General features: G+C 62.4%; 25 protein-coding genes. 15 read left to right on the top strand and 10 right to left on the bottom strand.

Annotation, left to right across the window (positions count from 1 at the left end):
• Positions 1-79 precede the first annotated feature (79 nt).
• Genes RHIBR816_RS0128290 through mobB form a run of 3 tightly spaced genes read left to right on the top strand, consistent with a single transcriptional unit; the run spans position 80 to position 2,166 of the window.
• Entirely contained in the window at positions 80-988 is a 909-nt protein-coding gene (locus RHIBR816_RS0128290) for a DMT family transporter (protein WP_018239950.1), read from the top strand.
• Positions 989-997: 9 nt separating this feature from the next.
• A complete protein-coding gene (gene mobA, locus RHIBR816_RS0128295; protein WP_018239951.1) occupies positions 998-1,657 on the top strand; it encodes a molybdenum cofactor guanylyltransferase MobA in 660 nt (219 codons plus the stop codon).
• The gene (gene mobB, locus RHIBR816_RS0128300) at positions 1,654-2,166 is read left to right on the top strand and encodes a molybdopterin-guanine dinucleotide biosynthesis protein B (protein WP_018239952.1); all 513 of its coding nucleotides are present in this window, start codon (positions 1,654-1,656) and stop codon (positions 2,164-2,166) included. Before mobA ends, mobB begins: the two co-directional genes overlap by 4 nt.
• 125 nt (positions 2,167-2,291) lie before the next feature.
• On the opposite strand, the gene RHIBR816_RS0128305 is transcribed toward mobB, so the two are convergent.
• Positions 2,292-4,409, bottom strand: coding sequence for an OmpA family protein (locus RHIBR816_RS0128305; protein ID WP_018239953.1), 2,118 nt, complete (start codon positions 4,407-4,409; stop codon positions 2,292-2,294).
• Between the two features lie 401 nt (positions 4,410-4,810).
• Between RHIBR816_RS0128305 and RHIBR816_RS0128310 the strand changes: the two genes are divergently transcribed.
• The 4 genes from RHIBR816_RS0128310 to RHIBR816_RS0128325 all read left to right on the top strand — a co-directional run bounded on the left by RHIBR816_RS0128310 (position 4,811) and on the right by RHIBR816_RS0128325 (position 7,821).
• Positions 4,811-5,593, top strand: a complete 783-nt coding sequence (locus RHIBR816_RS0128310) for an ABC transporter substrate-binding protein (protein WP_018239954.1) — start codon at positions 4,811-4,813, stop codon at positions 5,591-5,593.
• Between the two features lie 166 nt (positions 5,594-5,759).
• Positions 5,760-6,563, top strand: coding sequence for an ABC transporter permease (locus RHIBR816_RS0128315; RefSeq protein ID WP_018239955.1), 804 nt, complete (start codon positions 5,760-5,762; stop codon positions 6,561-6,563).
• The gene (locus tag RHIBR816_RS0128320) at positions 6,560-7,390 is read left to right on the top strand and encodes an ABC transporter permease (RefSeq protein WP_018239956.1); all 831 of its coding nucleotides are present in this window, start codon (positions 6,560-6,562) and stop codon (positions 7,388-7,390) included. The genes RHIBR816_RS0128315 and RHIBR816_RS0128320 overlap by 4 nt, the downstream gene beginning before the upstream one ends.
• A 164-nt stretch (positions 7,391-7,554) precedes the next feature.
• Positions 7,555-7,821 carry an usg protein gene (locus tag RHIBR816_RS0128325; protein WP_018239957.1) on the top strand — a complete coding sequence of 89 codons (267 nt, stop codon included), beginning with the start codon at positions 7,555-7,557 and terminating at the stop codon, positions 7,819-7,821.
• A gap of 32 nt (positions 7,822-7,853) precedes the next feature.
• On the opposite strand, the gene RHIBR816_RS0128330 is transcribed toward RHIBR816_RS0128325, so the two are convergent.
• Positions 7,854-8,579 (bottom strand): DUF2270 domain-containing protein, encoded by a 726-nt coding sequence (locus RHIBR816_RS0128330; protein ID WP_026187527.1) that lies wholly within the window; start codon positions 8,577-8,579, stop codon positions 7,854-7,856.
• A gap of 196 nt (positions 8,580-8,775) precedes the next feature.
• On the opposite strand from RHIBR816_RS0128330, the gene RHIBR816_RS0128335 reads away from it, so the two are divergent.
• From RHIBR816_RS0128335 to RHIBR816_RS0128350, 4 genes are all read left to right on the top strand, one after another.
• Positions 8,776-9,600 carry a class I SAM-dependent methyltransferase gene (locus RHIBR816_RS0128335; protein ID WP_018239959.1) on the top strand — a complete coding sequence of 275 codons (825 nt, stop codon included), beginning with the start codon at positions 8,776-8,778 and terminating at the stop codon, positions 9,598-9,600.
• Between the two features lie 123 nt (positions 9,601-9,723).
• On the top strand, positions 9,724-11,010 hold the full coding sequence (locus RHIBR816_RS0128340; protein WP_018239960.1) for an MgtC/SapB family protein: 1,287 nt from the start codon (positions 9,724-9,726) through the stop codon (positions 11,008-11,010).
• Positions 11,011-11,068: 58 nt separating this feature from the next.
• The gene (locus tag RHIBR816_RS0128345; protein WP_256375053.1) at positions 11,069-11,968 is read left to right on the top strand and encodes an NAD(P)-dependent oxidoreductase; all 900 of its coding nucleotides are present in this window, start codon (positions 11,069-11,071) and stop codon (positions 11,966-11,968) included.
• Positions 11,965-12,663, top strand: a complete 699-nt coding sequence (locus RHIBR816_RS0128350; protein WP_018239962.1) for a DNA alkylation repair protein — start codon at positions 11,965-11,967, stop codon at positions 12,661-12,663. Before RHIBR816_RS0128345 ends, RHIBR816_RS0128350 begins: the two co-directional genes overlap by 4 nt.
• A gap of 64 nt (positions 12,664-12,727) precedes the next feature.
• On the opposite strand, the gene RHIBR816_RS0128355 is transcribed toward RHIBR816_RS0128350, so the two are convergent.
• The 3 genes from RHIBR816_RS0128355 to RHIBR816_RS0128365 all read right to left on the bottom strand — a co-directional run bounded on the left by RHIBR816_RS0128355 (position 12,728) and on the right by RHIBR816_RS0128365 (position 14,625).
• A complete protein-coding gene (locus tag RHIBR816_RS0128355; RefSeq protein WP_018239963.1) occupies positions 12,728-13,216 on the bottom strand; it encodes an Lrp/AsnC family transcriptional regulator in 489 nt (162 codons plus the stop codon).
• Between the two features lie 64 nt (positions 13,217-13,280).
• Positions 13,281-13,916 (bottom strand): uracil-DNA glycosylase family protein, encoded by a 636-nt coding sequence (locus RHIBR816_RS0128360; RefSeq protein ID WP_018239964.1) that lies wholly within the window; start codon positions 13,914-13,916, stop codon positions 13,281-13,283.
• Entirely contained in the window at positions 13,909-14,625 is a 717-nt protein-coding gene (locus RHIBR816_RS0128365; protein WP_018239965.1) for a thermonuclease family protein, read from the bottom strand. The genes RHIBR816_RS0128360 and RHIBR816_RS0128365 overlap by 8 nt, the downstream gene beginning before the upstream one ends.
• A 238-nt stretch (positions 14,626-14,863) precedes the next feature.
• Between RHIBR816_RS0128365 and RHIBR816_RS0128370 the strand changes: the two genes are divergently transcribed.
• Positions 14,864-16,399 carry a HAMP domain-containing sensor histidine kinase gene (locus RHIBR816_RS0128370; protein WP_018239966.1) on the top strand — a complete coding sequence of 512 codons (1,536 nt, stop codon included), beginning with the start codon at positions 14,864-14,866 and terminating at the stop codon, positions 16,397-16,399.
• A 23-nt stretch (positions 16,400-16,422) separates the two neighbouring features.
• On the opposite strand, the gene RHIBR816_RS0128375 is transcribed toward RHIBR816_RS0128370, so the two are convergent.
• Both RHIBR816_RS0128375 and cobT read right to left on the bottom strand, forming a co-directional pair.
• The gene (locus RHIBR816_RS0128375; RefSeq protein WP_018239967.1) at positions 16,423-16,836 is read right to left on the bottom strand and encodes a diacylglycerol kinase; all 414 of its coding nucleotides are present in this window, start codon (positions 16,834-16,836) and stop codon (positions 16,423-16,425) included.
• A 184-nt stretch (positions 16,837-17,020) separates the two neighbouring features.
• Positions 17,021-18,037, bottom strand: coding sequence for a nicotinate-nucleotide--dimethylbenzimidazole phosphoribosyltransferase (cobT, locus tag RHIBR816_RS0128380; protein WP_018239968.1), 1,017 nt, complete (start codon positions 18,035-18,037; stop codon positions 17,021-17,023).
• Positions 18,038-18,288: 251 nt separating this feature from the next.
• Between cobT and RHIBR816_RS0128385 the strand changes: the two genes are divergently transcribed.
• The 3 genes from RHIBR816_RS0128385 (at position 18,289) to RHIBR816_RS0128395 (ending at position 20,142) form a co-directional block, all read left to right on the top strand.
• The gene (locus tag RHIBR816_RS0128385) at positions 18,289-19,077 is read left to right on the top strand and encodes an adenosylcobinamide-GDP ribazoletransferase (protein WP_018239969.1); all 789 of its coding nucleotides are present in this window, start codon (positions 18,289-18,291) and stop codon (positions 19,075-19,077) included.
• 145 nt (positions 19,078-19,222) lie between these two features.
• The gene (locus RHIBR816_RS0128390; protein WP_018239970.1) at positions 19,223-19,444 is read left to right on the top strand and encodes a DUF1289 domain-containing protein; all 222 of its coding nucleotides are present in this window, start codon (positions 19,223-19,225) and stop codon (positions 19,442-19,444) included.
• The gene (locus RHIBR816_RS0128395; protein ID WP_018239971.1) at positions 19,441-20,142 is read left to right on the top strand and encodes a TIGR02281 family clan AA aspartic protease; all 702 of its coding nucleotides are present in this window, start codon (positions 19,441-19,443) and stop codon (positions 20,140-20,142) included. Before RHIBR816_RS0128390 ends, RHIBR816_RS0128395 begins: the two co-directional genes overlap by 4 nt.
• 137 nt (positions 20,143-20,279) lie before the next feature.
• On the opposite strand, the gene RHIBR816_RS0128400 is transcribed toward RHIBR816_RS0128395, so the two are convergent.
• The 3 genes from RHIBR816_RS0128400 to RHIBR816_RS0128410 form a co-directional block, all read right to left on the bottom strand.
• Complete coding sequence (locus RHIBR816_RS0128400) at positions 20,280-21,284, bottom strand: ABC transporter permease (protein WP_018239972.1); 1,005 nt, start codon at positions 21,282-21,284, stop codon at positions 20,280-20,282.
• Position 21,285: 1 nt separating this feature from the next.
• Positions 21,286-22,851 carry a sugar ABC transporter ATP-binding protein gene (locus RHIBR816_RS0128405; RefSeq protein ID WP_018239973.1) on the bottom strand — a complete coding sequence of 522 codons (1,566 nt, stop codon included), beginning with the start codon at positions 22,849-22,851 and terminating at the stop codon, positions 21,286-21,288.
• A gap of 64 nt (positions 22,852-22,915) precedes the next feature.
• A complete protein-coding gene (locus tag RHIBR816_RS0128410; RefSeq protein ID WP_018239974.1) occupies positions 22,916-23,848 on the bottom strand; it encodes a sugar ABC transporter substrate-binding protein in 933 nt (310 codons plus the stop codon).
• Positions 23,849-23,991 lie beyond the last annotated feature (143 nt).

Below are 23,991 nucleotides of genomic sequence, written 5' to 3' on the forward strand. Positions count from 1 at the left end.
AGCTTTATAGCTAGGCCCGAGAATTTCATGGATTCGCCTACCCCGCCCCAGAGTACGCCTCAGCCGAAGGTCATCAGGAATGCATTCCTCAGCCAATATCCGTGGCATCGTCTTCATGACGCTGGCCATGGCCGGTTTCTCCTGCAACGATGCACTCGTCAAATCCGTGACGGGTGCGATGAATACGGGCCAGATCATGTTCATCCGCGGCCTGATGACCACACTGATGATACTTGTGATCGCCCACCGATTCGGTGCCCTGCGCCCTGTTCGCACGGTCTTCAGGCCGATCATTATGCTGCGCATCGCCATGGAGGCGCTCGCCTCGTTGACCTACATCTCGGCGCTCGGCCAGATACCGCTCGCCAATGCCTCGGCGATCATGCAGGCCTTGCCGCTGGCGGTTACGCTCGGCGCGGCGCTTTTTCTCAGCGAGCCGGTCGGCTGGCGGCGCTGGACGGCGATCGTGGTCGGCTTCCTCGGCGTCCTGGTCGTGCTTCGGCCCGGGCCGGAAGGTTTTACGCCAGCCGCGTTGACGGTCGTCGCCTGCGTCTTCTTCACGGCGACGCGCGATCTGTGCACCCGCCGCATCGGCACGGACGTGCCGTCGCTCTTCATCACCGTCACCACAGCGCTCGTAACGACGCTGGTGGGAGCAGCGCTCATCGTCCCGTTCGGCGGGTGGCAACCGGTATCGGCGACATCCTTCACCCATCTCGCCGGCGCCAGCGTGCTCCTTATGCTTGGCTATCAGACCATCGTGCTTGCCATGCGTGATGGCGACATCTCGGTGGTCGCCCCCTTCCGCTATACGGGTCTTCTCTGGGCGATCACCATCGGCATCGTCTTCTTTTCGGAGACGCCGGATCGCTGGATGCTGGCCGGCGTCGCCATCATCGTCGCCTCGGGCCTCTACACCTTCTATCGCGAGAGCCTGCGCAGTCGGCAGGCCGTGGCGCAGAGATCTGTCGCCGGCCCGCTCGAATAGGAGGAAGCGATGACCGGAAACGCCGCCGACACCAGAAGCCGGCCGCCTGCCGTCATCCTCGCCGGCGGGCGCTCCTTGCGCATGGGCCAACCGAAGGCGGCCGTGATGCTCGGTGGACAAACCATGCTTGCGCGCGTCGTCGATCGCCTGTCGCCGCAGGCCGCGAGCATCGCGGTCAACCTCAACGCCGACCCGGGCATTGCTCTCGCAAGGGGCCTTCCGATCATCGCCGACACGATATCGGGTTTTCCCGGACCGCTCGCCGGCGTTTTGGCCGCCATGCACCACGCCAGCAAGGCCGCCCCGGCGGCAAGCCACGTTCTGACGGTGCCCACAGACACGCCCTTCTTCCCGTCCACGCTTGCCGCCCGCCTCCAGGAGGCGTTGGTCGTCGGGAACGAGATTGCCGTCGCCTGGTCCCTCGGCGAGATGCACCCACTCTTCGCGCTTTGGCCCCTTGCGATCGCCGACGATCTCGACGACTGGATCCGCACGGATGAAAAGCGCCGCGTGCGCGCTTTCATCGCACGCCATTCGTCGGTTGCGGTAGACTTCGAGCCCGTGACGACGAAGGCCGGACCGCTCGATCCGTTCTTCAATATCAACACGCCGCAGCAGCTTGACGAAGCTGAAGAATGGCTGACCCGCCTCGAGGATGACGCACAATGATTGCACCCAAGATCTTCGGTATCGCCGGCTGGAAGAATTCCGGCAAGACCGGACTGATGGTCCGGCTGGTCAGCGAAATGACGCGGCGCGGCTATGTCGTGTCGACGGTCAAGCACGCGCACCACGACTTCGACATCGACAAGGTCGGTGCCGACAGCTATCGCCACCGCGAGGCCGGCGCTCATGAAGTGACGATCGTCTCCTCGACGCGCTTTGCGATCATGCACGAATTGCGCGGAGCGCCGGAGCCCAGCTTCGAGGAGATCTTGTCACGGCTCGCGCCCTGCGATCTCGTGCTGATCGAGGGCTACAAGCGCGAACCGATCCCGAAGATAGAGGCGCGCCGGCTGGAATCAGCCAATCGCGAACCACTGGCACCGACTGACCCGCACATCGTCGCCATCGCCGCCGATCATCCGGTCGTGGACACCGACCTTTCCGTGTTCGAGCTTGATGACACGGCGGCGATTGCCGACTTCGTCGAGAGGACGACCGGGCTGCGGCGCTGAGCGCCGGCTGGTCAAACGGTCCAGATGTTGCTGCGCCTCGGCCAATTCCTCGAGCCGACGCACCACAAACAGAATCAGGGCCGGCAAGCCGGCCCCGATGAAAGCGTAGCGTTTCGTTTGCGATGTTACCGCTGCGCCACCGGGCGGACCAGCGGTGTGACGCGGCGGATCGTGACGCGGCGGTTTTCCTGCTCGCCTTCGGACGTGCGGATTTTCAGGAACCGCTCACCATAACCCTGGGTCACCAGGTTTTCCGCCGGAACGCCATAGACTTCGGTCAGGAGCACCGCGACGGACTCGGCACGCTCGTCGGAGAGCACCAGGTTCGACCGATCGGAGCCGACGGCATCCGTGTGGCCCTCGATGAAGAAGGTTTCACCCGGATCCTTCGCGAGGACCTTGTTCATCGCGTCCGCGACACCGCGCAACGTCTTTGCCTGCGTCATAGACACTTCGGCACTGCCGGTTGCGAAATGGATCGTGTCGAGATCGATACGACGGACCTTATCGCGCAGTCGGGCGGAGTTGCGGACCTCGTCGATCGTATAGACACGCTCGACCTGCTCGACCGGCGGCTCGGAGAGGAATTCGTAATAATCCCGGTCCGGATCTTCGGCGACGTCGACGATGTACTCGTCGACCGGAATGCCAAGCCGCATCGGCGGCAGATCGTAGCCGACGTCGACGATCGCCGGCCGGTCCTCTTCGTATTCCGGCGTATACATCATGATATATTCATTGCCGTCCCGATCGACGCGCGTGCGCGTCAGGATATCGCCGTAACGGTTGTAGACGGTAACGATCTGGTAGCCGCCGGGGCGAACGATCGTTTCACGGACGCGGCCACCCGAAAGATTATCGTAGTACGACTCTTCCGAATTCTGCCGCAGACGCGGCCGGTCGTCGCCCCGGACGAAGATGCGGTCGCCGACGCCGAGGATGACACGGTCGTCCACCTGCTCGACCACCTGCACTTCCGTCACATTGTTTTCGGTCGTGTTGTTGACGGTGGTATTGTTGATCACCGTGTTGTTGATGACGGTATTGTTGACGATGTTGGTCGTCTCCGGCACGGCGAAGGCCGGTGCTTCCTCGACCCGCTCACCTTCCTCCTTCAGCACGGCCTCGATCTTCTGCGGAATTTCTTCCCTGACCTCGACCGGGATCGCCGCCTGCGCAGCCGCATCATCTGTCGGCGGTGCTACGGTTTCCTCTTTGGCGCGCAGCTCCTCACGCTGCTTGCGACGGGCTTCGCGCGCCTGGTTGCCGCCGGAATTGTCGGCATCCTTGTCGCTGTCGAGCACGGCCGCCCCCTTCTCTACGGGGAGCACCACAGTGTCGTCGGAGGCGGCGGGATCTTCGGCGACCTTCTGCTTTTCTTCCGTCGTGCGCTCATCGACCACTTCGGGAACAGGTTGACCCTGGGGCTGCTCGCCCTGCAGCTGCTCGGCCGTTGCAGGCTGTTCCGCACCGGGTACAGGCTGCTGCTCGCCCTCGCCCGTCTGCTGGGCTGGTGCCTCCGTCGCCGGCTGGTCAGCGGTGGTCTGGCCTTCAGGCACCACAAGCGGCTGCTCGGCTGCCTTTTGCTCGTCGGCTTGACGCTGTTCTTCTGCCTGTTGTTGCTTCCGCTTCTTGGGCGTCGGTGCCTGTTCCTCGGCCTGCTGCGGAGCGCTCTCCTCGGCGGCCGGTTGCTGCTCTTCGGCCTGTTGCTGCTTACGCTTCTTGCGCGTCGGAGCCTGCTCCTCGGCCTGCTGCGGTGCGCTCTCCTCGGCGGCCGGCTGCTGCTCTTCGGCCTGTTGCTGCTTACGCTTCTTGCGCGTCGGAGCCTGTTCCTCGGCCTGCTCCGGGGCCCTCTCTTCAGCGGCAGGCTGCTGCTCTTCGGCCTGTTGCTGCTTACGCTTCTTGCGCGTCGGAGCCTGCTCCTCGGCCTGCTGCGGGGCGGCCTCCTCGGCGGCGGGCTGCTGCTCCTCGGCCTGCTGCTGGCGCTTCTTGCGCCTCGGCGCTTCCTGCTGTTCCTCAGCCTGCGGCTGCTGCTCTTCCGCCTGTCCCTGGGTTTCTTCCTCGGCCGCGCGCTGCTTACGCTTCTTCAGCAGCAGCAATTCTTCCGGGGACGGCTGGTCGGTGCCTTCCTGGGCAACTTCGAATGGCGCCATCAGGCTCTCGGCGAGCGCCGGCTGCACCGCAAGGGAAGCCACGAAAACGGGCAAAGCAACCGTTGCGAAAAGTTTGGATCGAATCGACATTGTCTTCCTTCCTCTTGGTCCCGGCGCTCTGCGCGCCGAGCCACAGTTCAAGCCGAACGCTAATGTAAAGCGCCGGGGCGGGGCCATGATCCGCGGTTCCGACTTTTTTGTGTCAGTCGAGAAAGCCGTAGTCGCAACGCTGCAGCCGCGGATCGGTTCCGCCCAAAGGCCTATCGAAGCCGACATTAACCTTTCATGAACGAGCCGTTCGCCGCCCTCCGCAACCTTCGAGACCAGTGGAAACCAAATTTCGGCTTCCACGGTGGGGTGACACTGCTTTCCTGTTGATTTTTGCAGGAAAGGCGTACGAATATCGCCGCAACCGGCGGCCACCGCCGCCGGCGCTATTTGGCATCCGCAAACAAGAACAGACCGGATGCCGGCCAACAGAGAGGATAATCATGCGTATTTCCAGACGGCTGGTAGCCACCGCATCGGCTGCCGTTTTCGTGCTCATGGCGGGCGCCGCCATGGCGGAGGGCGAAAAGGTCGTGATCGGCACCGAAGGCGCTTACCCGCCCTTCAACAATCTCGAGGCTGATGGCTCGCTGACGGGCTTCGATATCGACATTGCCAAGGCGCTCTGCGAAGAAATGAAGGTAGAATGCACCTTCGTGACGCAGGACTGGGAGGGCATCATCCCGGCGCTGATCGCCAAGAAGTTCGACGCGATCATTGCCTCCATGTCGATCACCGAGGAACGCAAGCAAAAGGTCGACTTCACCGAGAAGTACTACAACACGCCGCCGGCCATCGTCGTTCCGAAGGATTCGCCGATCACCGAGGCGACCGAGGCCGCGCTCGAAGGCAAGGCGCTCGGAGCGCAAGGCTCGACTACCCATTCCAACTATGCCGAAGCGCATATGAAGGGGGCGGATATCAAGCTCTACCCAACCGCGGATGAATACAAGCTCGACCTCATCAACGGCCGCATCGATGCCGCCATCGACGACGTCGTCGTCATCTCCGAATGGCTGAAGTCCGACGACGGCGCCTGCTGCAAGCTGCTCGGAACGCTGCCGATCGATTCCGTCATCAACGGCGAGGGCGCCGGCATTGCCGTGCGCAAGGGCGATGACGCGCTTCGCGAGAAGTTCAACAAGGCGATCGAAGCTATCCGCGCAAACGGCAAGTACAAGCAAATCAACGAGAAGTACTTCCCATTCGACGTCTACGGCAGCTGATCACCGCGTTTGCTGCGAAGATTGAGCAGTCATGCCGGGAAAGTCTCGGTTGATGACGAAAATGCACCGGCGGATGGGCTTGCCCTTCCGCCGTTTTTGTTTGACAAGAAAAGGCAAAAACATGCGCCATCGCGCCAATAAAAACGGATAAGGGGAATCTAGAGGCATGAGCGGATTGTTTGCCGCCCTGTTCTCCGGCATTGCATGGATCGTGTCGACCATCGATCCGTTCTGCGGCCCGGCGGGGATTTTTCGTTGGTTCGGTTCCGGCACGCTCCTGGCGTGCGGCGACACCGGCTGGGGCGACGAGATCGCCTATGGGTTCCTGGTGACCGCGAGCCTCGCGATAGCCACCCTGCCCGTCGGACTGGTGATCGGCTTCTTCGTCGCGCTCGCCAAGCAATCGAACGAACGAGCGCTGCGGCTTGCAGCCAATATCTACACCACGATCTTTCGCGGTCTTCCGGAGCTCCTGACGCTCTTCATCGTCTATTACGGTCTCCAGATTCTCGTCCAGCAGTTCCTCGCGACCCTCGGCTATGAAGACCCGATCGAAATCAATGCCTTTGCGGCGGGCATGATCGCGCTTGGCGTCGTTTTCTCCGCCTACTGCTCGGAAGTGCTGCTCTCGGCTTTCAAGGCCATTCCGCAGGGCCAGTACGAAGCCGGCGACGCCCTCGGTTTTCACCGCGGCAAGACCATGCGGCTGATCATTCTGCCGCAACTCGTGCGCATCGCCCTTCCGGGGCTCGGCAATCTCTGGATGGCGCTGCTCAAGGACACGGCGCTCGTTTCGGTCGTGGGCCTGCCCGACATTCTTCGCCAGACCGGCATCGCCGCGCGCGTCACCAAGGAAGCTTTCCAGTTCTTCGGCATTGCCTGCATCCTGTTTCTCATCCTGGCAATGGTCTCTTCCATCGCTTTCTCGGCGCTTGAACGCTGGACCAAGCGCGCGGAGATGCACCGATGAGCATTGCCGACACGATGATCCCGCCGCAGGCCCCGCCCCCGGCTCCGCCAAGAGCCTACACGCTGTCGCGCTTCGTCGGCAGCGTGGCGCTCGGTATCTGGCTGGCCCTTGGCGTCGGCATCTTCTTCACTGTCGTCGAAGGCTGGGATCCGGAAAAACTGGCGCGCTATGGGCCGAGCTTCCTGTCCGGTCTCGGAGTGACGCTGATGCTCGTCACCTCCTCGATCCTCATGGGGGCGGTTCTGTCGCTGCCGGTAGCGCTCGGGCGAATGTCGAAGCATAGGCTCTGGTCCTGGCTCGCCTATGCCTATGTCTATTTCTTCCGCGGCACGCCACTGATCACCCAGCTCTTCCTCGTTTACTACGGGCTCGGCAGCTTCCGCCCCGAGCTCCAGTCCATCGGATTGTGGTGGTTCTTCCGCGACGCCTGGAACTGCGCGCTCTTCACCTTCACTCTGAACACCGCCGCCTATCAGGCCGAGATCCTGCGGGGCGCCATCGAGAGCGTCCCGCGCGGCCAGCATGAAGGTGCGGCCGCCCTCGGCCTGCCGGAACGCGTCGCCTTCTTCAAGATCATCCTGCCGCAGGCAATGATCGTCGCACTGCGCCCCTACGGCAACGAGATCATCCTGATGATCAAAGGTTCGGCGATCGTCGCGATTGTTACTGTCTTCGACCTCATGGGCGAAACCCGACGCGCCTTTTCCCGCACTTTCGACTACCAGATGTATGTCTGGGCGGCGGCACTGTATCTGCTGATCGTCGAGGTTCTGCGCAATATCTGGGGGTGGCTCGAAGCCCGGCTGACACGCCACCTGAAGCGCTGAGGCGTGACGGCGCCAGCAAAACGGCTTGGCAGCACTCGACCGCAATTGCTGCCAAGTCATTGTTTTTTCGGATTAAATTCAGCATCTGCGCCAATATTATGTCTTGATTAACAAATCAAGCGCTTCATCATAGAGACCAACCTTTGTTAGAAGCGAGGTCCTGGATGACAAGCGACATGCAACTGCAGCTGAAAGGTTATGGGCTGACGACGGCCCAGATACTCTACCGGATGCCCGACCATCCGGCACTGTTGCAGACCTATATCTGGCAGCACTACGATATCGCCCCGGACTTTCCCGAGATGCGCAGCTTCCTAAAGTTCTGGCAGGAGAAGCTGGACGGACCGCTGCATTCGGTTCGCTATGTGCATCGCAAGCTGATATCGGCAACGGAATGGCGGGCGCTCAAGGGCGAACTCATTCTTCATTGAGTGCGATTTACGTCGCAATCGATTCGCTGCGGTCAGACATGCACTTCGCCGTGGGCCAGTTCGCCCTCGTGGGCTTCCTTGTGAAGCGAGCCGTAAAGCACGACGCCGTAAAAGAGCGCAACGCCAATCATCACGCTCCAGCCTGGCAAGAGACCGAGGGCGGCGTTTTCGGTAAAATCCGTCCAGGAACGGACATGACCGAAAGGAATGCCGGTGGAAGACATCTTCGGCGAGGATATCTTCAGCGCCCAGGCAAGCAGCAGGATCAGATACATCCAGCAGTAATTGCGCTGCAGCCGCCGGCAGACGGCTTCCTTGTAGGTCATCAGGAAGGCTGGCCTGCGCAGGCTCTTGGCGATTGCCGCCGACCACTTGAAATTCGACGCGCCTTCCGGCGCCAGGATCTGTGCGAAATAGCCGCGTTCGAGCTGCCGCACACGCGCCCGATACACATCGAAGAATCGGTAGCGTCTTGCTTCGATCAGCAGCAGCAAGGTAATCAGCAGGATCGCAAAGAGCAGCACGCCATGATGGGACGACGGCGTGGACAGTGACACGGAAAGCATTGCCGCGACGACGGTGATTGCCCAGTTCGATGTCCGGTCGATGCGATCCCGCCAGCCGGCCATGCGCCCCATTTCGCCGCGGTAGTAATGCACGATCGTGTTGATCGTCTCCTGCGATGACTGCGGCAGGGGTGGGCCCTGCCTTTCCGGCAGCTCCGTCTCCAATGTCAGCGGGCTCAGTTCAGCAGACATCGGCATCCTCCCGATTTTTCACCCTTTTCATGATCATGACTCCAATCGCGTTCCGGATAAATCCCGCCAGACAGCGCGCTGCCGAATTCTTCAGCACATGCTAAACGGAACCGGCCCATAGGAGACGTCAGACGGCACGCACAGGAGGCGCCGACGGGAGATTGCCAAAGGCCTCCCGCAGTCGTAAGAAGCGCAAATGACGCAGAAGAGCAAAAAGATCGACGAAGATGCGCTGGCGGAAGCCTATAATCGCGCGCTTTCACTGGAAAAGTCCGGCAGTTTCGACGCCGCCGCGGCAGCTTACCGCGAGGTGCTGGACCTCGATCCCGAAGACCACGGGGGAGCTTCGGTTCGGCTTGCCTCGATGGGTCGGGGCGAGACGCCGCTCAAGGCTCCGGATGCCTATGTCGCAACTCTTTTCGATCAGCATGCGGACGTGTTCGACAATGTCCTTGTCGATCAGCTCGACTACTGCGTACCGCTGCTCGTCCGCCAGCGCGTCCAGGCCCTCGAACTCGGCCCGTTCAAGCGGGTGCTTGATCTCGGCTGCGGTACCGGACTGACCGGCGGCGCCTTGCGCGATCTTGCGGAAGAAATCACCGGCATCGACCTTTCCGAAAACATGGTCGAGATTGCCCATGAGAAAGACCTCTATGAGACGCTCTACGTCGCCGAAGCGGTCGATTTCCTGGATGACAACGAAGAGGCGCCGTTCGACCTGATCGTCGCCACGGACGTCCTGCCCTATATGGGCGCGCTGGAGGCCCTCTTCTTCGGGGCAGTCGACAATCTCGTCCCGGGCGGCCTGCTGATCTTCTCGAGTGAGACTCTCCCCGATGAAACTTTCGCGGGGCGCCCCTTCATGGTCGGCCCGCATCAGCGCTTCGCCCATTCGGAATCCTATCTGCGCGACCGGCTCACGGCGACCGGATTCGGGATCGTTGAGGTAGGCGAAATCACCGTGCGCATGGAAGAAGGCGAGCCCATTGCAGGGCAACTGGTGATAGCACGCTTCCTTTAGGCCCAGCGCATCGGCCCGAAAATCGAAAGCGATTTTCGGATTGCGCGTCTGATGAGACGGGGGCGCTGCAAATGCCCGATCCCGCGCCCTTGCTCAGGCGCAGCGAAATCCCATTCTACTTGAATGGACCTTGTCGAAGTCTTCCAACGCCTCGGCGTCGCGTTCTCCATAGGTCTTCTCGTCGGCTGCGAGAGAGGCTGGCAGGAGCGTGACGAGCGCTCGGGCGGGAGAACTGCCGGCATCCGGACTTTCGGGCTCGCCGGCTTTCTCGGCGGACTTGCCGGCTATCTTCAGACGCTCTCCGGACCTATCGCTCCAGCCGTCCTGCTCTTGCTGTTCGGCGGGGCGTTCATCCTGTTCAGAATGCGCGAGGCGAAAGAGGAAGAGGATTTCGGCGTTACCACTGTCGTCGCGGCCCTCGTCGTTTTTGCGCTCGGCGCGACGGCAGTCCTCGGTGACGTGCGGGTCGCCGCGGCCGGCAGCGTCGCGACAACCGCGCTGCTTGCCGCCAAGCGAAGCCTTCACACTTTTCTGCGGCAGTTGACCTGGCTCGAGCTGCGGGCCGCACTCGTCCTTCTCGCCATGACCTTGGTGGCCCTGCCGCTGCTGCCGAACGAGACCATCGACCCGTGGGATGTCCTCAATCCCTTCGAGCTGTGGCTGTTGACGATCACCATTGCCGCCATCTCATTCGTCGGTTACGTCGCCATCCGCGTAGCCGGCCCCCGTCGCGGCATCCTCTTCGCCGGCGCAGCCGGGGGATTGGTTTCCTCGACGGCATTGACGCTCACCTTCGCCCGCTTCGCATCCGAGGCGCCGGAGAGCGCCAGGCGGCTGGCTTCCGGCGCCGCAATTGCCGGCGCCCTGTCGCTGATCCGGGTCCTCGTCATAGGCGGGGCAATGGCCCCGGTGCTGCTCACGCCCCTGGCGATTGCTCTGGTGCCCGCGGTGCTGGTCCTCGTCGCCGCGAGCGTTCTGGTCATCCGACGCGGCGGCAAGCAAAGTGCACCGGACCTCCATCTCGATAACCCGTTTGAACTCGGCGAGGTGCTGCGCTTCGGCGCCCTCCTCGGCGCCGTGATCGTGGCGTCGAAGGTTCTGGTCGACAAGCTCGGCCAGAGGATGCTCTTCGCCGTTGCTGCCATATCGGGCCTGATGGATCTCGACGCGATCACGCTCTCGACAGCACGCCTGACCGGACCGACTGTCGATCTCACCACCGCCGTCGCCGCGATCCTGATTGCGGTCGTGGTCAATTTGCTGACGAAGGTCGTACTGGCATTCACCGCGGGCGGCAACGGACCCTATGCCGTCACGCTCGCCGTCGCGACAGTCGTAGCAATCGCCGCCGGCGCGCTCGCCTATTTCATTCTCGGCTTCGTCATGCCGGCCCCGCTGGTGCCGGCATGAAATAGCTGAAACGAACGACGCCCGGGCCTTTCTCGCTCCGGCCAATTCCGCTAAGTCTCTGGCGAAATCGGAAATAGGAGCAGTTGCAATGGCCAAAGTCGCATTCATTGGTCTCGGCGTCATGGGGTACCCGATGGCCGGCCATCTCAAGGTCCGGGGTGGACATGATCTGACCGTCTACAATCGCACTGCCGCCAAGGCTGAGCGTTGGGCGGCCGAGTTCGGCGGACGCGCCGCGGCAACGCCTGCCGAGGCGGCAAAGGGCCAGGATTTCATTTTTGCCTGTGTCGGCAATGACGACGACCTGCGTTCCGTGACCACCGGCAAGGACGGGGCTTTCGAGACGATTGCCTCCGGCGCAATCTTCGTCGACAACACGACGGCGTCCGCCGAGGTCGCCCGCGAGCTTTATGCCGCCGCTGGCGCCAAAGGCGCGCATTTCATCGACGCGCCGGTTTCCGGCGGCCAGGCGGGTGCCGAAAATGGCGCGCTGACGGTCATGTGCGGCGGCGATGCCGAGGCCTTCGATCGGGCCAAGCCGGTTATCGACGCCTATGCGCGAATGGTCGGGTTGATGGGACCGGCCGGCGCCGGACAGCTTACCAAGATGATCAACCAGATCTGCATTGCCGGACTCGTGCAGGGCCTCGCCGAGGGCATCCATTTTGGCAAGAAGGCAGGGCTCGACATCGAAAAGGTCATCGAAGTCATTTCCAAGGGCGCGGCCGGCTCCTGGCAGATGGAAAACCGCCACAAGACGATGAATGCCGGAAAATACGATTTCGGCTTTGCCGTTGACTGGATGCGCAAGGACCTCGATATCGTGCTCGCCGAAGCGCGGCGCAACGGCGCCAAGCTGCCGGTCACCGCTTTGGTCGACCAGTTCTATGGCGACGTCCAGGCCCTTGGCGGCAACCGCTGGGACACGTCGTCCCTGCTCGCCCGGCTCGAAAAATGACGCTTTCGCCGAAATCATCGGCGGAAGACCTCATCGATCATCTGCGTCGCCATGCCTCTCCGGAAAACCGCGCGGGCATGGCGCGCTTCGGCATCGCGACCGAAGCGGCCCTGGGCGTCTCGAACGTCGAGCTTCGTCGGATCGCCCGGCTGGCAAAGGCCGATCATGACCGCGCGCTCTCACTCTGGCGGTCGGGCATCCGCGAGGCGCGAATTCTCGCGGCATACACCGCCGATCCCAGGACATTGACGCTCGACGAGGCACGGCTTTGGGCAGGCGATTGCAACTCCTGGGAAATCGTCGATACGGTCGCCGACCTTTTCGTCGCGGCGCGGCTCGAGCAGGTGCTCGTCCCGGAATTCGCCGGCGATCGCCGGGAATTCGTCCGCCGCCTCGCCTTCGCGATGATCGCGACCTGTGCAGTGCACCTGAAGCAGGAGCCGGATTCAACACTGCTCGCCTGGCTGCCATTGATCGAGGCACATGCCGGCGACGAACGCAATTTCGTGAAGAAGGCCGTCAACTGGGCGCTGAGACAGATCGGCAAGCGCAGCGCCACCTGCCACGGAGCTGCGCTCACGCTCGCGGAAAGGCTCGCCGCGAGCGGCAATCGCGCAGCCCGCTGGACGGGAAAGGATGCCGCTCGCGAATTGAACGGCCCAAAAGTCCGCTCCAAGCTCAGCCTTACGGGCTAAAACTATTCAATGAAATCACAATGATGGACGCGAAAGCTTCACCGCCGCGTGAACTGCGAATGGCCTAATCTTCGCTTGATTTCGCCTGATCGATGGCCATGTAGTCCAGCGGCAATTGCGTCGTGTATTTGATTTGCTCCATGGCGAAGGCCGAGGAAACGTCGCGAATCTCGATCTTGGCGATGAGACGCTTGTAGAAGGCGTCGTAGGCGCCGATATCCGGTACGACGACCCGCAGCAGATAATCCACGTCACCGCTCATGCGGTAGAACTCGACCACCTCCGGAAAATCGGCGACCACTTCGGAGAAGCGGCGCAGCCATTCCATCGAGTGGGCGTTGGTGCGAACCGAGACGAACACCGTCACCTTGGTATTGACCTTGACGGGATCGAGAAGCGCGACACGGCGGCGGATGACGCCGTCTTCTTCCATCTTCTGGATGCGCCGCCAGCAAGGGGTCGTCGAAAGCCCGACCTTCTTGGCGAGGTCGGCAACGGCCAAGGTCGAGTCTTCCTGCAAAAGGCGCAGGATCTTGCGGTCCAGACGGTCCATGGAAAATCCTCTCGAATATTTTTTCCTCTATAGCGCGAAATTTAGGAAAATAAAGAAAATTGTTTCAGTGGATCAATGCCTCGACTCGGGCGCGCAGGAACGGAAGCAGTTCCGCCTCGAACCAGGGATTCTTCCGTAACCAGCCGGTGTTGCGCCAGCTGGGATGGGGCACGGGCAATACGGCAGTTCCGAAATTGCGCGCCGCAAAGCGGCGCCACTCGCGTACAGTCTCGGTCATGGATTTCGGACACTCCGCACCGAGATGCCAGCGCTGTGCATAGTGACCGACCGCCAGCATGAGCTCGATCTGCGGCATGGCATCCATCACCCTCTGCCGCCAAAGCGGTGCACATTCGGCCCGCGGCGGCAGGTCGCTGCCATGTCTGTCATATCCGGGGAAGCAGAAGCCCATCGGCACAATTGCAAAATTGGACGGGTCGTAAAAGGTTTCCCGGTCGACCGCCAGCCATTGCCGCAGCCGGTCGCCCGAAGCGTCGTTGAAGGGAAGCCCGCTCTCATGCACCCGCAAGCCCGGCGCCTGGCCGGCGATCAGGATCCGGGCGGTGGTGGAAAGGACCGCCACGGGCCGCGGCTCATGCGGCAACCGATGGCCCTCGCCGCGCGCCGGATTGTCGCGACAGAGGCGGCAGGCCGCGATCGCGGCACGCAATTCCTGCAGCCGATCCTCGGCGCTAGGCACCGCCGATCTCCTTCGCGATCCTCCAGGCCTCGTCCTCGAGCCATTGCCCGATAAGTTCCAGCCAGTCGCCCGCCCGGTGCGGCGTCTCTTCGGCCTCGCCCTGGGAGCGGCGCCATTCCTGCGGCCGGACGAACTGCGCCGCCCACAGCCCGGCACGGCGGTTTCGCGCCTGCTCCTCCTCTTCGCGGTACAGCCCATAGCTGACGGCATGGCCCGAGAGAACCATCTCGCGGCCGATGTTCCGTTCGCCGGCTTCGCAGAGGCCAAGCTCGCGGCCGTAGCGATCATGGCCATGAAGGCGGCAGCGCGTCGTCGTTCCACCGATCAGATCTTCCAGTCGCCGCCGCGCCGCCGCGCCGCAGTCCCACGCCGCCCCATCGCGCCGGCACGTCTGGCCAATCTCCGGGGCATCGATCCCCTCGATCCTCACACGGCGGCCGCTGAGGCGCAGGCTGTCTCCATCACTCGCGATAGCCGCGCCACTGAGTTCGCCGGTTACGGCTCTTTCCGGAGGTGGTAGCCTGGAAGCGACATAGGCGCCAAGGGTGAGCAGCAGAAGAAACACCCAGCCGCCGATCAGGCTAGCTCGCCCGTCCGAGCGATTGCTCCGCGGTGCAGCACTTCCCGAACGCCCAAAAGCGAAGCGCCGGCCGATCGGCGCCGGCCGCCCGCCACCGACGATACGAAACTTGCGGTGCCCTGGCTTCAAGCGGCGACCTCCCTGTCTGGCGTCAGCCAAAAAACGCAATCGCGCCACAATGGTTGTCGAATCCTTCCATTCTCCATGTATCCCTAAATCATGCGATTTAGGGATAAAAACATGCAGCAATTCAAAGTACTACAGCGACCTTAGCGCGTCTGGTAAGACGCGCGGCGTTGTAGGGGCAGCAACTTCTTAAGGATTGGATCCTAGACTGCAAGCCAAACGCAATCCCCGACCAAAACTCATGAGCATCGCCGTCAGCACATCGACTGATAAGATCATCGTCGACAAGTCACGAAACCATCGAAACAAGGCCGTTTCGAAGGCGGTGCGCGCGACTCGCCAGCGGCTGCAGACCGGTTCGTCAGCCCCGGCCGGCTTCGACCGCGAAATGCTCCTTCTCCACATCGATGCCGTGCTGCACGGGGCAATCGCCCTCCCCCTGCTCGTCGGCTTGATCTCGGCGATCGGCCTTTATCTCTCCGAGGAGCCGAGCATCCTCCTTTGGGGGCTGATGACGCTTTCGGCCCATGCGGTTACGGTTTTCCTGGCGCGCAAGGCCAAGCGCCAGAGCATCGGCGCCGATAAGGTCGCGATCTGGCGCCGCCGCTTTCTTGCCGGCCAATTGCTGATGGGACTGTGCTGGGCCATTTTTGCCCTGCAGGACTGCAGCGCCTGCGGCGAGATCCGTTTCGCCCTATTCGAAGGCACCGGGCTTTTCATCGCGCTTGCCGCCACCGCAATGGGAACGTTCCTGCTGCGCAACGCACTGCTCTATACCTTTCTGCCGGTCGTTGCCGCACTCGGGTTCTTGTCGCTGACGGTCGGGGATCCCGTCCATGTCGGCCTGACCGGCATTCTGTCGCTGACGCTCGTTTTTCTCGCCTTCATGACCGAGCGCATGAATAGGGCGAACGTGCACATTCTCTCGATGCAATCGGAGAAGGACGACCTGATCGCCGAACTCGAAGTGGCGAAGTCCATGTCGGACGAGGCGCGCCGGCGCGCTGAAGAGGCAAACCTCGCCAAATCCCGCTTCCTTGCCTCGATGTCGCACGAACTGCGCACGCCGCTCAATGCCATTCTCGGCTTTTCGGAGGTGATGTCGACGGAAGTGCTGGGTCCGCTGAGCAACCCGACCTACAAGGAATACACGGTCGACATTCACCGTTCCGGCGAACATCTCCTGAACCTCATCAACGAGATCCTCGATCTTTCCCGCATTGAAGCCGGGCGGTACGAACTCAACGAAGAGGCGGTCAATCTCGTCGAGATCGCCGAGGATTGCATCGGCATGGTGCAGCTCCGCGCCCGAGGCAAGAACATTTCGATCGAGCCGCAGTTCGAACAGGGCATGCCGGCCGTCTGGGTCGACGAGAAGGCGATGCGTCAGGTCGCTCTCAATCTGCTGTCGAATGCCGTCAAGTTCACGCCTTCGGGCGGCGAGATCACCGTCAAGGTCGGCTGGACCGCCGGCGGCGGGCAATACATCTCCATCAAGGACAATGGTCCGGGCATTCCCGAGGAGGAGATCCCGATCGTGCTTTCCGCCTTCGGCCAGGGCTCGATCGCGATCAAGAGCGCCGAACAGGGCACCGGGCTCGGCCTGCCGATCGTCCAGGCGATCCTCGCCAAGCACAACGGCCAATTCATTCTGCGTTCGAAGCTTCGCGAAGGCACCGAGGCGATCGCCATCCTGCCGCCCCGCCGCATCCTGCAGAGCCTGCCGCCGGTCGAGGACGTCCCCTCGCCCGCGCGCCGCCGCAAGAGCTTTGCCTGATCGAATGCCCTTGCTGACCGTCGTCAGCCAAGATAATGCGCCAGAAACACCACGTAAAAAGCGTATGTTGCGTTTGCCAGGATCAGGCAAAGGCAGGCGAAGGACCCGAGATCCTTGGCATGCTTGCCCATTTCCGAGATTTCCGGCGAGACGCGGTCGACAATCTCCTCGATGGCCGTGTTGATCGCTTCGAAGGCCATCATCAACAGGAAGAGAATCGCCATCGCGACATACTGGAAGAGGGTCGCGCCGGCGACGGCGAAGGCAACCATGGCGACGGCGAATGCCATGAGTTCGTGCCGAAAGGCCGCCTCGCCGATCAGCCGCTTCGCGCCGCCGAGCGAGTAACTCGCAGCCGCAAAAAGATGCCGGATACCCTTATGCTTTGTAAAAGGGGCGGTGCGACCGGTGGGTGAGCTAGTGTTCTTGGCGTCCATTTCGTCTCGACGAGCTTGAAACTGCGAAGCTTCGACATTCCGATTGCGGCGAATGCGAGGCCGGCCTGCATCAAAGAGCAGGCCCGCGTCTCCCGATAGGGGAGAAGACGGCTGGCATCAAGACCGCAACCGCCAAGCATAACATGGCTGACAGTCGACCGACAGGAATGGCGACGCCTGTCCGTCAGTCCTTATTGCTGACGCCGGCCTGGGCGAAGGTCGCCATCCCGCCATGGCACGCAGCGGCCGCCTTGACGATGCCTGCAGCAAGTGCCGCGCCCGTGCCCTCGCCGAGCCGCATGCCGAGCGCCAGGAGCGGCGTCTTGCCGAGCCTCTCGATGGCGCGGATATGCCCCGGCTCTCCAGACACATGACCGATCAGGCAATGGTCGAGTGCTGCCGGGTTGGCAGCCTTGAGGATCGACGCCGCAGCCGTTGCCACGTAGCCGTCGATGATCACCGGTACCTTCTGGATGCGCGCCGCAAGAATGGCGCCGGCCATGGCCGCGATCTCGCGCCCGCCGAGCCGGCGCATCAGTTCGAGCGGATCGGACAGGTGATCGCGATGCAAGGCCACGGCCTTCTCGACCGCCGCGATCTTGCGCTTCAGCACTTCACCCTCCGAGCCGGTGCCAGGACCGACCCATTCCTCGGCGGTTCCACCATAGAGGCCGAGATTGATCGCGGCGGCGATCGTCGTGTTGCCAATTCCCATCTCGCCGATGCAGAGCAGGTCCGTGCCGCCGGCAATCGCTTCCATGCCGAAGGCCATCGTCGCGGCGCAGTCGCGTTCGGACAGTGCCGCTTCCTCGGTGATGTCGCCGGTCGGGTAGTCGAGGGCGAGGTCGAAGACCTTGAGCCCCAGGTCATGGGTCACGCAAATCTGATTGATGGCCGCGCCACCTGCGGCGAAATTCTCGACCATCTGCGCCGTAACCGACGAGGGGAAAGGCGTGACGCCTTGCCTTGTAACGCCGTGGTTGCCGGCAAAGATCGCGACGAGCGGCCGGTTGACGGCAGGTGGGCGGCCCGTCCAGGCGGCGAGCCAGAAGGCGATTTCCTCAAGACGGCCGAGCGCACCCGGCGGCTTCGTCAATTGCGCATCCCGCTCGCGCGCCGCAACGAGCGCCGCCGCGTCCGGCCCCGGCAGGTTACGCAACAACTCGCGGAAATCATCAAACGGCAGGCCGCTGGCACTCATGGAAAATCCTTGCATGTCGGAAGGGTCGTTCGACGCCCGTCATAGAGGCTGCCATCGCTTCCGGCAACGGCATTTGCGCCAAATGCTGTCGCCGGAGCATGATCGGGTAAAAGGCCAGCGATTCGGGCGGTTCCGACCTACAGCGCCGTGCGTCTTTTCAGACGCACTGAGGACGCTGTAGCACTTTGAATTGCTGCATGTTTTCTCCTTAAATCGGCTACGATTTAAGGAGACATGCAGTAGGAGAGACAATGCACTTGGTTGGCGATCTCTGTGACGATCTGGCGCGATCTGTGGCGTTCCTGAGCCGCATTCCCATGCCTCAACGGCATTTCGCCGGCCATGACGGCCGGCTGAGCCGCGCGGTGCGCACTTTCCCGCTCGCCGGCATTCTGATCGCCTCCCCGGCGGCCTTGCTGGCGGCACTTCTGGACATGCTTCAAGCGAGTTCGCTGTTTACCGCCTTCCTAATCGTCGGCGTCCAGGCGCTCGTGACCGGCGCCCTACACGAAGACGGTCTCGGCGATACGGCCGACGGCCTGGGCGGCGGCCGCGATCGCGAATCCGCTCTGGCGATCATGAAGGACAGCCGCATCGGCACCTATGCAGCGGTGGCACTCATCCTCTCCTTCGGCCTTCGCGTTTCGGCGCTCGCTGCCTTTCTGCCGCTCCTTTCGTCGCTGGGTGCCGCATCGGCGCTTCTGGGAACGGCCGCCCTCAGCCGCGCTGCCATGGTCTGGCACTGGTCGCGCCTGCCGCCGGCGCGCCGCGACGGCGTCGCCGCCGCCGCCGGCATTCCGGAACCGCGTGCGACATCACAAGCGATCGGCTCCAGCGTGATCCTCTCGCTATTGCTGTTCTATGCCGCTGGCATTCCGGTGATCGCAACGCTGGCAGCATTCGCCGCCTTCGCCCTCACCGTGCTTGGCTTTGGCAGGATCGTCTCCCACAAGCTCGGTGGCCATACAGGCGACACGATCGGCGCCACGCAGCAGCTGACGGAGATCGCCGTCCTCGGCGCTCTTGCGCTGGCGATCTGAAAAGCCGATATAAATCGAACAACTTACAGCGACGCGCGTCTGATCAGACGCGCAAAAGTCGCTGTAGCACCTTGAAGTGCTGCATGTTTTTGTCCTTAAATCATTCCGATTTAAGGAACATGCAGGAGCAGAGCACGCCGAGCCGATGGAATCTCCTTGCATTCTCGTCTGCGCGATCGACGACCGGACAGGCTACTGTTTCGGCTGCGGGCGCACGCGCGATGAGATCGGCTCCTGGACGCTCTACAGCGACGCAGAACGGCACAATATCATGCAGGCACTGCCGACGCGGCTGGAGACCGTCGAGCGGAAGCCGCGGCGCGAAACACGCAGGGCGCGACTGGCGCGGGAACGAAACGGCGCATGAACCGACTGCTCCTCCTGCTGGCCATCCTTGCCATCGGCCTTGCACTCCTCATCTTCAATCATGACAGCGGCCAGACCTTTGGCATGAACAATGACGATTTCGGGCAGCTCGTCTCGCTCGCGGCCATTGCTACGCTGTTCGCGGCCGGCATTCTCCGCAGCCGACGCCATTTCGGGGAAAGCCTGCGTCAGATCGCCATTTGGCTGTTGATCGCCGTCGGCCTCGTTTCGGGATATGCCTACCGCGTCGAGCTCCAGGCCTTCGGCGACCGGCTGCTCTCCGAGCTCATGCCCGGCCGGACGATGGTCGTCACCGACAGCGAGGGACAGCAGGAGGTCGTGCTGCGCAAGCGCCTCGACGGCCATTTCCAGGCCGACACGAGCATCAATGGCCAGGAGGTCAGCATGCTCGTCGACACCGGCGCCAGCAGCATCGCGCTGACCTACGAGGACGCCGAGCGGGTCGGCCTCGATCCGTCCAGCCTCGGCTACACCCTGACCGTAATGACGGCGAACGGGCCGGCGCTCGCCGCGCCGGTCACGCTGGAGGAGATTTCGATCGGCTCGATCGAGCGCCGCAACATCCGGGCAATGGTCGCCGCCGAGGGTAAGCTCGACCGCAGCCTGCTCGGCATGAGCTTTCTCTCGACCCTCGACTTCCTGCAGATGCGTAGCGATGAACTGCGCCTGCGGGATTAAGGCTATCGTTCTGCCCGTTGCGACGGTGCCGCGCGTCTATTCAGACGCACAACGGTCGCTCTACTATTTTGATTTGCTCCGCGCTTCCTAAATCGGCCCCGATCTAAGGAACCTGCGGAAGGGTACACGGCCCGCTGTCAGGCGGCCGTGATCCGTTCGCGATACTTGTCGACAATGACGGCCAGGATGATCACGACGCCGGTGATCAGCTGACGCATGAAGTCGCTCAGTCCAAAGAGGATGAGGCCGTTCGCGAGCACGCCTATGATGCAGGCGCCAAGCAACGTTCCGATCACGCTGCCGCGTCCGCCGCTGAGGCTCGTTCCGCCGATGATGACCGCCGCGATCGCGTTGAGTTCGAAGCCGATGCCGATGATAGGGCTCGCGATGTTGAGCCGTGCCATGTAGACCATGGCGGCGATACCGACCAGCACGCCGGCAATCGTGAACGCCGCGATCTTGTAGATCATCAGCGAGTGACCCGCGAGGCGGACGGCTTCCTCGTTGTTGCCGATCCCGTAAAGCAAGCGCCCGAACACCGTCTTCGAAAGAACGAACCAGGCAATACCTACAAGGGCGAGTGCAATCAGGAACACGACCGGCACGCCGTAAATCATCTGCGAGCCAAAGGCGTTGAAGCTCGGCGGAAAGGAATAGATCGTCCGCGCATCCGTGACCTGCAGCGCCGCGCCGCGGGCGATGTTGAGCATGCCGAGCGTGACGATGAAGGAAGGCAGCCCCCAGAACGCGCTGATCCACCCGTTCAGGAAGCCGCAGAGCGCCCCGGTCCCGACGGCCGCGACGGTCGCCAGGCTGACCGCCTGAAAGACCGAGAGATCCGGGACGGTCAGCACCGAGCCGCCGACGACCGCGCAGAACGCCAGCATGGAGCCGACCGAGAGATCGATGCCGCCGATAAGGATGACAAAGGTCATGCCGATAGCGAGGATCAGGTTGATGGTGATCTGCGTCAGGATGTTGGAAATGTTGTTCGGCGACAGGAAGTGATCTGCCGTCAGGGCAAAGAACAGAATGAGCAGCAGCAGCGCGATGCCGATGCCGGCGTCGCGCAAGAGCAGCTTCATCGAGACCGCCGGGGCCGCTGTGGCCGGCGCAGTCGGTAGATTTTCGTCGAGTTGCATATCAATGCCCCGTCTGTCTTTTCTCGCCCTGGTAGGCGTAGGTCAGGATCTTTTCTTCAGAGTAATCGGCGCGCGGAAGCGTGCCGACGATGCGATGCTGCGACATCACCATGATCCTGTCGCAAAGCGTCATCAGTTCAGGCAGCTCCGACGAGACCACGAGCAATGCCAGGCCGCGTTCCGCCAGGCGCCGGATCAAGGCGTAGATCTCCGCCTTGGCGCCGACATCGACGCCGCGTGTGGGTTCATCCAGCAGCAAGATTTCCGGCTTGCGGGCAAGCCATTTGGCAAGGACCACCTTTTGCTGATTGCCGCCCGAGAGCGTCGAGGCGTTCTTGCCGGGGCCGCCATATTTCAGCTTTAAATCCGTTCCCAGCTTTTCCGTCAGCGCATTTTCGGCTCTCTGATCGAGCAGGCCGCCGCGCGACACATCCGCCAATGAGGCCATAGTGACGTTCGCCGCGATCGGCATTGACAGGATCAGCCCCTCTTCCTTGCGGTCCTCGGTCACGAAACCGATTCCCGCACGGATCGCGTCGCGCGGCGAGCGCAACGACACGGGTTTCCCACTCCGCAACAGGGTACCCGACAGTGGCGGCTGGGCGGCGAAGATGGCGCGCAGCAGTTCGGTGCGACCGGAGCCCACCAGACCGGCAATCCCAAGAATTTCACCCTTGTGCAAATCGAAGGATACGCCGTCCTCGTGCGGAGACTCCGCATGACGGAAGTTGACCAGCGACAGCACTTTCTCGGAGCGCGCCGAGGACTCGATGCTGTGGGTCATTTCCTTTTGCAATTGCTGGCCGACCATGGCGCGGACGAGCTCGTCCTGGCTGGTCTCGCCGATCCGTCGGCTTGTGACCGTCTCGCCGTTGCGCAACACGGTCACGCGGTCACACAGCCGGAATACCTCGTCGAGATGATGCGAGACAAAGATGATCGACACGCCACGACGACGCAGGTCGTTGATGATGGAGAACAATCGCTCGGTTTCGCGCGACGTCAGGGTGGCGGTCGGCTCGTCAAGGATGAGCACCCGGCTATCGGTCATCAGCGCGCGGGCGACCTCGACGAGTTGTCTATGGGCGATGCCGAGCCGTTCCACCGGCCAGCGGACGTCGATGTCCTTCAAGCCAATGGCATCGAGAACGGCTCTGGCGCGCATGTTCATGTCGCGCCGCTTCACCACCCCCAGGGCGTTGCGCGGCAGATGCTCGATGAAGATGTTCTCCGCGACCGAGAGGAAGGGGAGCAGGTTGAATTCCTGGTGCACGACCTGCAGGCCGCGCGCTTTCGCATCCCGCGGTGTCTGAGGCGAATAGGATTCGCCGGCCAACGTGATGGCTCCCGAGTCGGGCTTGACGATCCCGCAAAGCACCTTGATCAGCGTGGATTTTCCGGCCCCGTTCTCGCCGATGAGCCCGTGCACCTCGCCAGGCGCGACCGAAAGCGTCACTCCGGCCAACGCGACCGATCCGCCGAAGCGCTTGCGAATGCCGTGAAGCTCGAGAAGTGGCGCAGGTTCCGTGCACGCCACCGGATCGACGTGCCCCAGGTTCGTTTTCATCAGGACATATCCATGTGGGAGAAGACCGCACCGGCCAGAAGCCGGTGCGGTGCGACAGGCCGCGTTACTTCACATCGTCCGTGGTGACGAGCTTGATGTCGGTCTTGACCCAGCCCTCGAGTTTCGGACCGCCGGCCACTACCGCCAGGGCCTTGTCGATAGCGTCGGATGCCATTTGCGAACCGAACTGGTCCACGGTCGCGAGCAGTTTGCCTTCCTTCAGCAGCGGCTGCACAGCCGAGACGTTGTCGAAGCCAACGACCTTGATATCGGATCGTCCGGCAGCGTCGAGCGCCTTGATGATGCCGATGGCCATGGAGTCGTTTGCCGCCATGACGCCCTGGATGTCCGGGTGCGCCGTCAGCATCGTCGAAAACACCGAGTTCGCTTCCTCCGTTTCCCAATGCGCGGTGCGAGAATCGAGAAGGTTGAGCTTGCCGGCGGCGATCGCATCCTCGAAGCCGAGCTTGCGCTGGGCCGCGTTGTCGGCGCCCGGGTTGCCCTCGATGATGACGACCTTGCCGCCTTCACCGAGCGACTTGGCGAGAGCGTCGCCGGCCAGCTTGGCGCCGCCGCGGTTGTCGGGACCGACGAAGGCCAGATCCAGCCCGGCATCCTTCTTGGCCTGCTCATCGAGCGAGACGTCGAAATTGACCACCGTGATGCCGGCATCGACGGCCTTCTTCAGCGGAGCGACCATGGCGCGGGAATCGGCCGGCGCGATCACGATCGCATCGACACCCTGCGTGATAAAGTTCTCGACGCCGTTCAACTGGCTTTCAAAATCGGTTTCGTTCTGCATGCCGATCGCCTTCAGCTCGTAGTCGCCACGCTTCTTGGCGTGGGCCTCGGCGCCTTCCAGCATGTTCTTGAAGAAGTCATTGGCGAGCGACTTCATGACGAGACCGACGACCGGCTTGTCGGCCGCGGCGGCAATGGTCGGAAGCGCGGTTGCCGCGACGAGCGCCAGGACGGATGCAAATTTGAACAGTTTCATAGGTTTCCTCCTTGAGAACCCGCCGCCTCCAGCAGCGGTGAACCGTTTCATAGGCTAGCCAGATGTTCGTTTCACGCATCAGGAAATCGTTTCATCGCGAAACTGTCAATATGAAACGTTTCATCGTTGCAATCTTTTGCACT

The organism is Ensifer sp. BR816, assembly GCF_000378985.1.
In the GTDB taxonomy this organism is placed as follows: Bacteria; Pseudomonadota; Alphaproteobacteria; order Rhizobiales; family Rhizobiaceae; genus Sinorhizobium.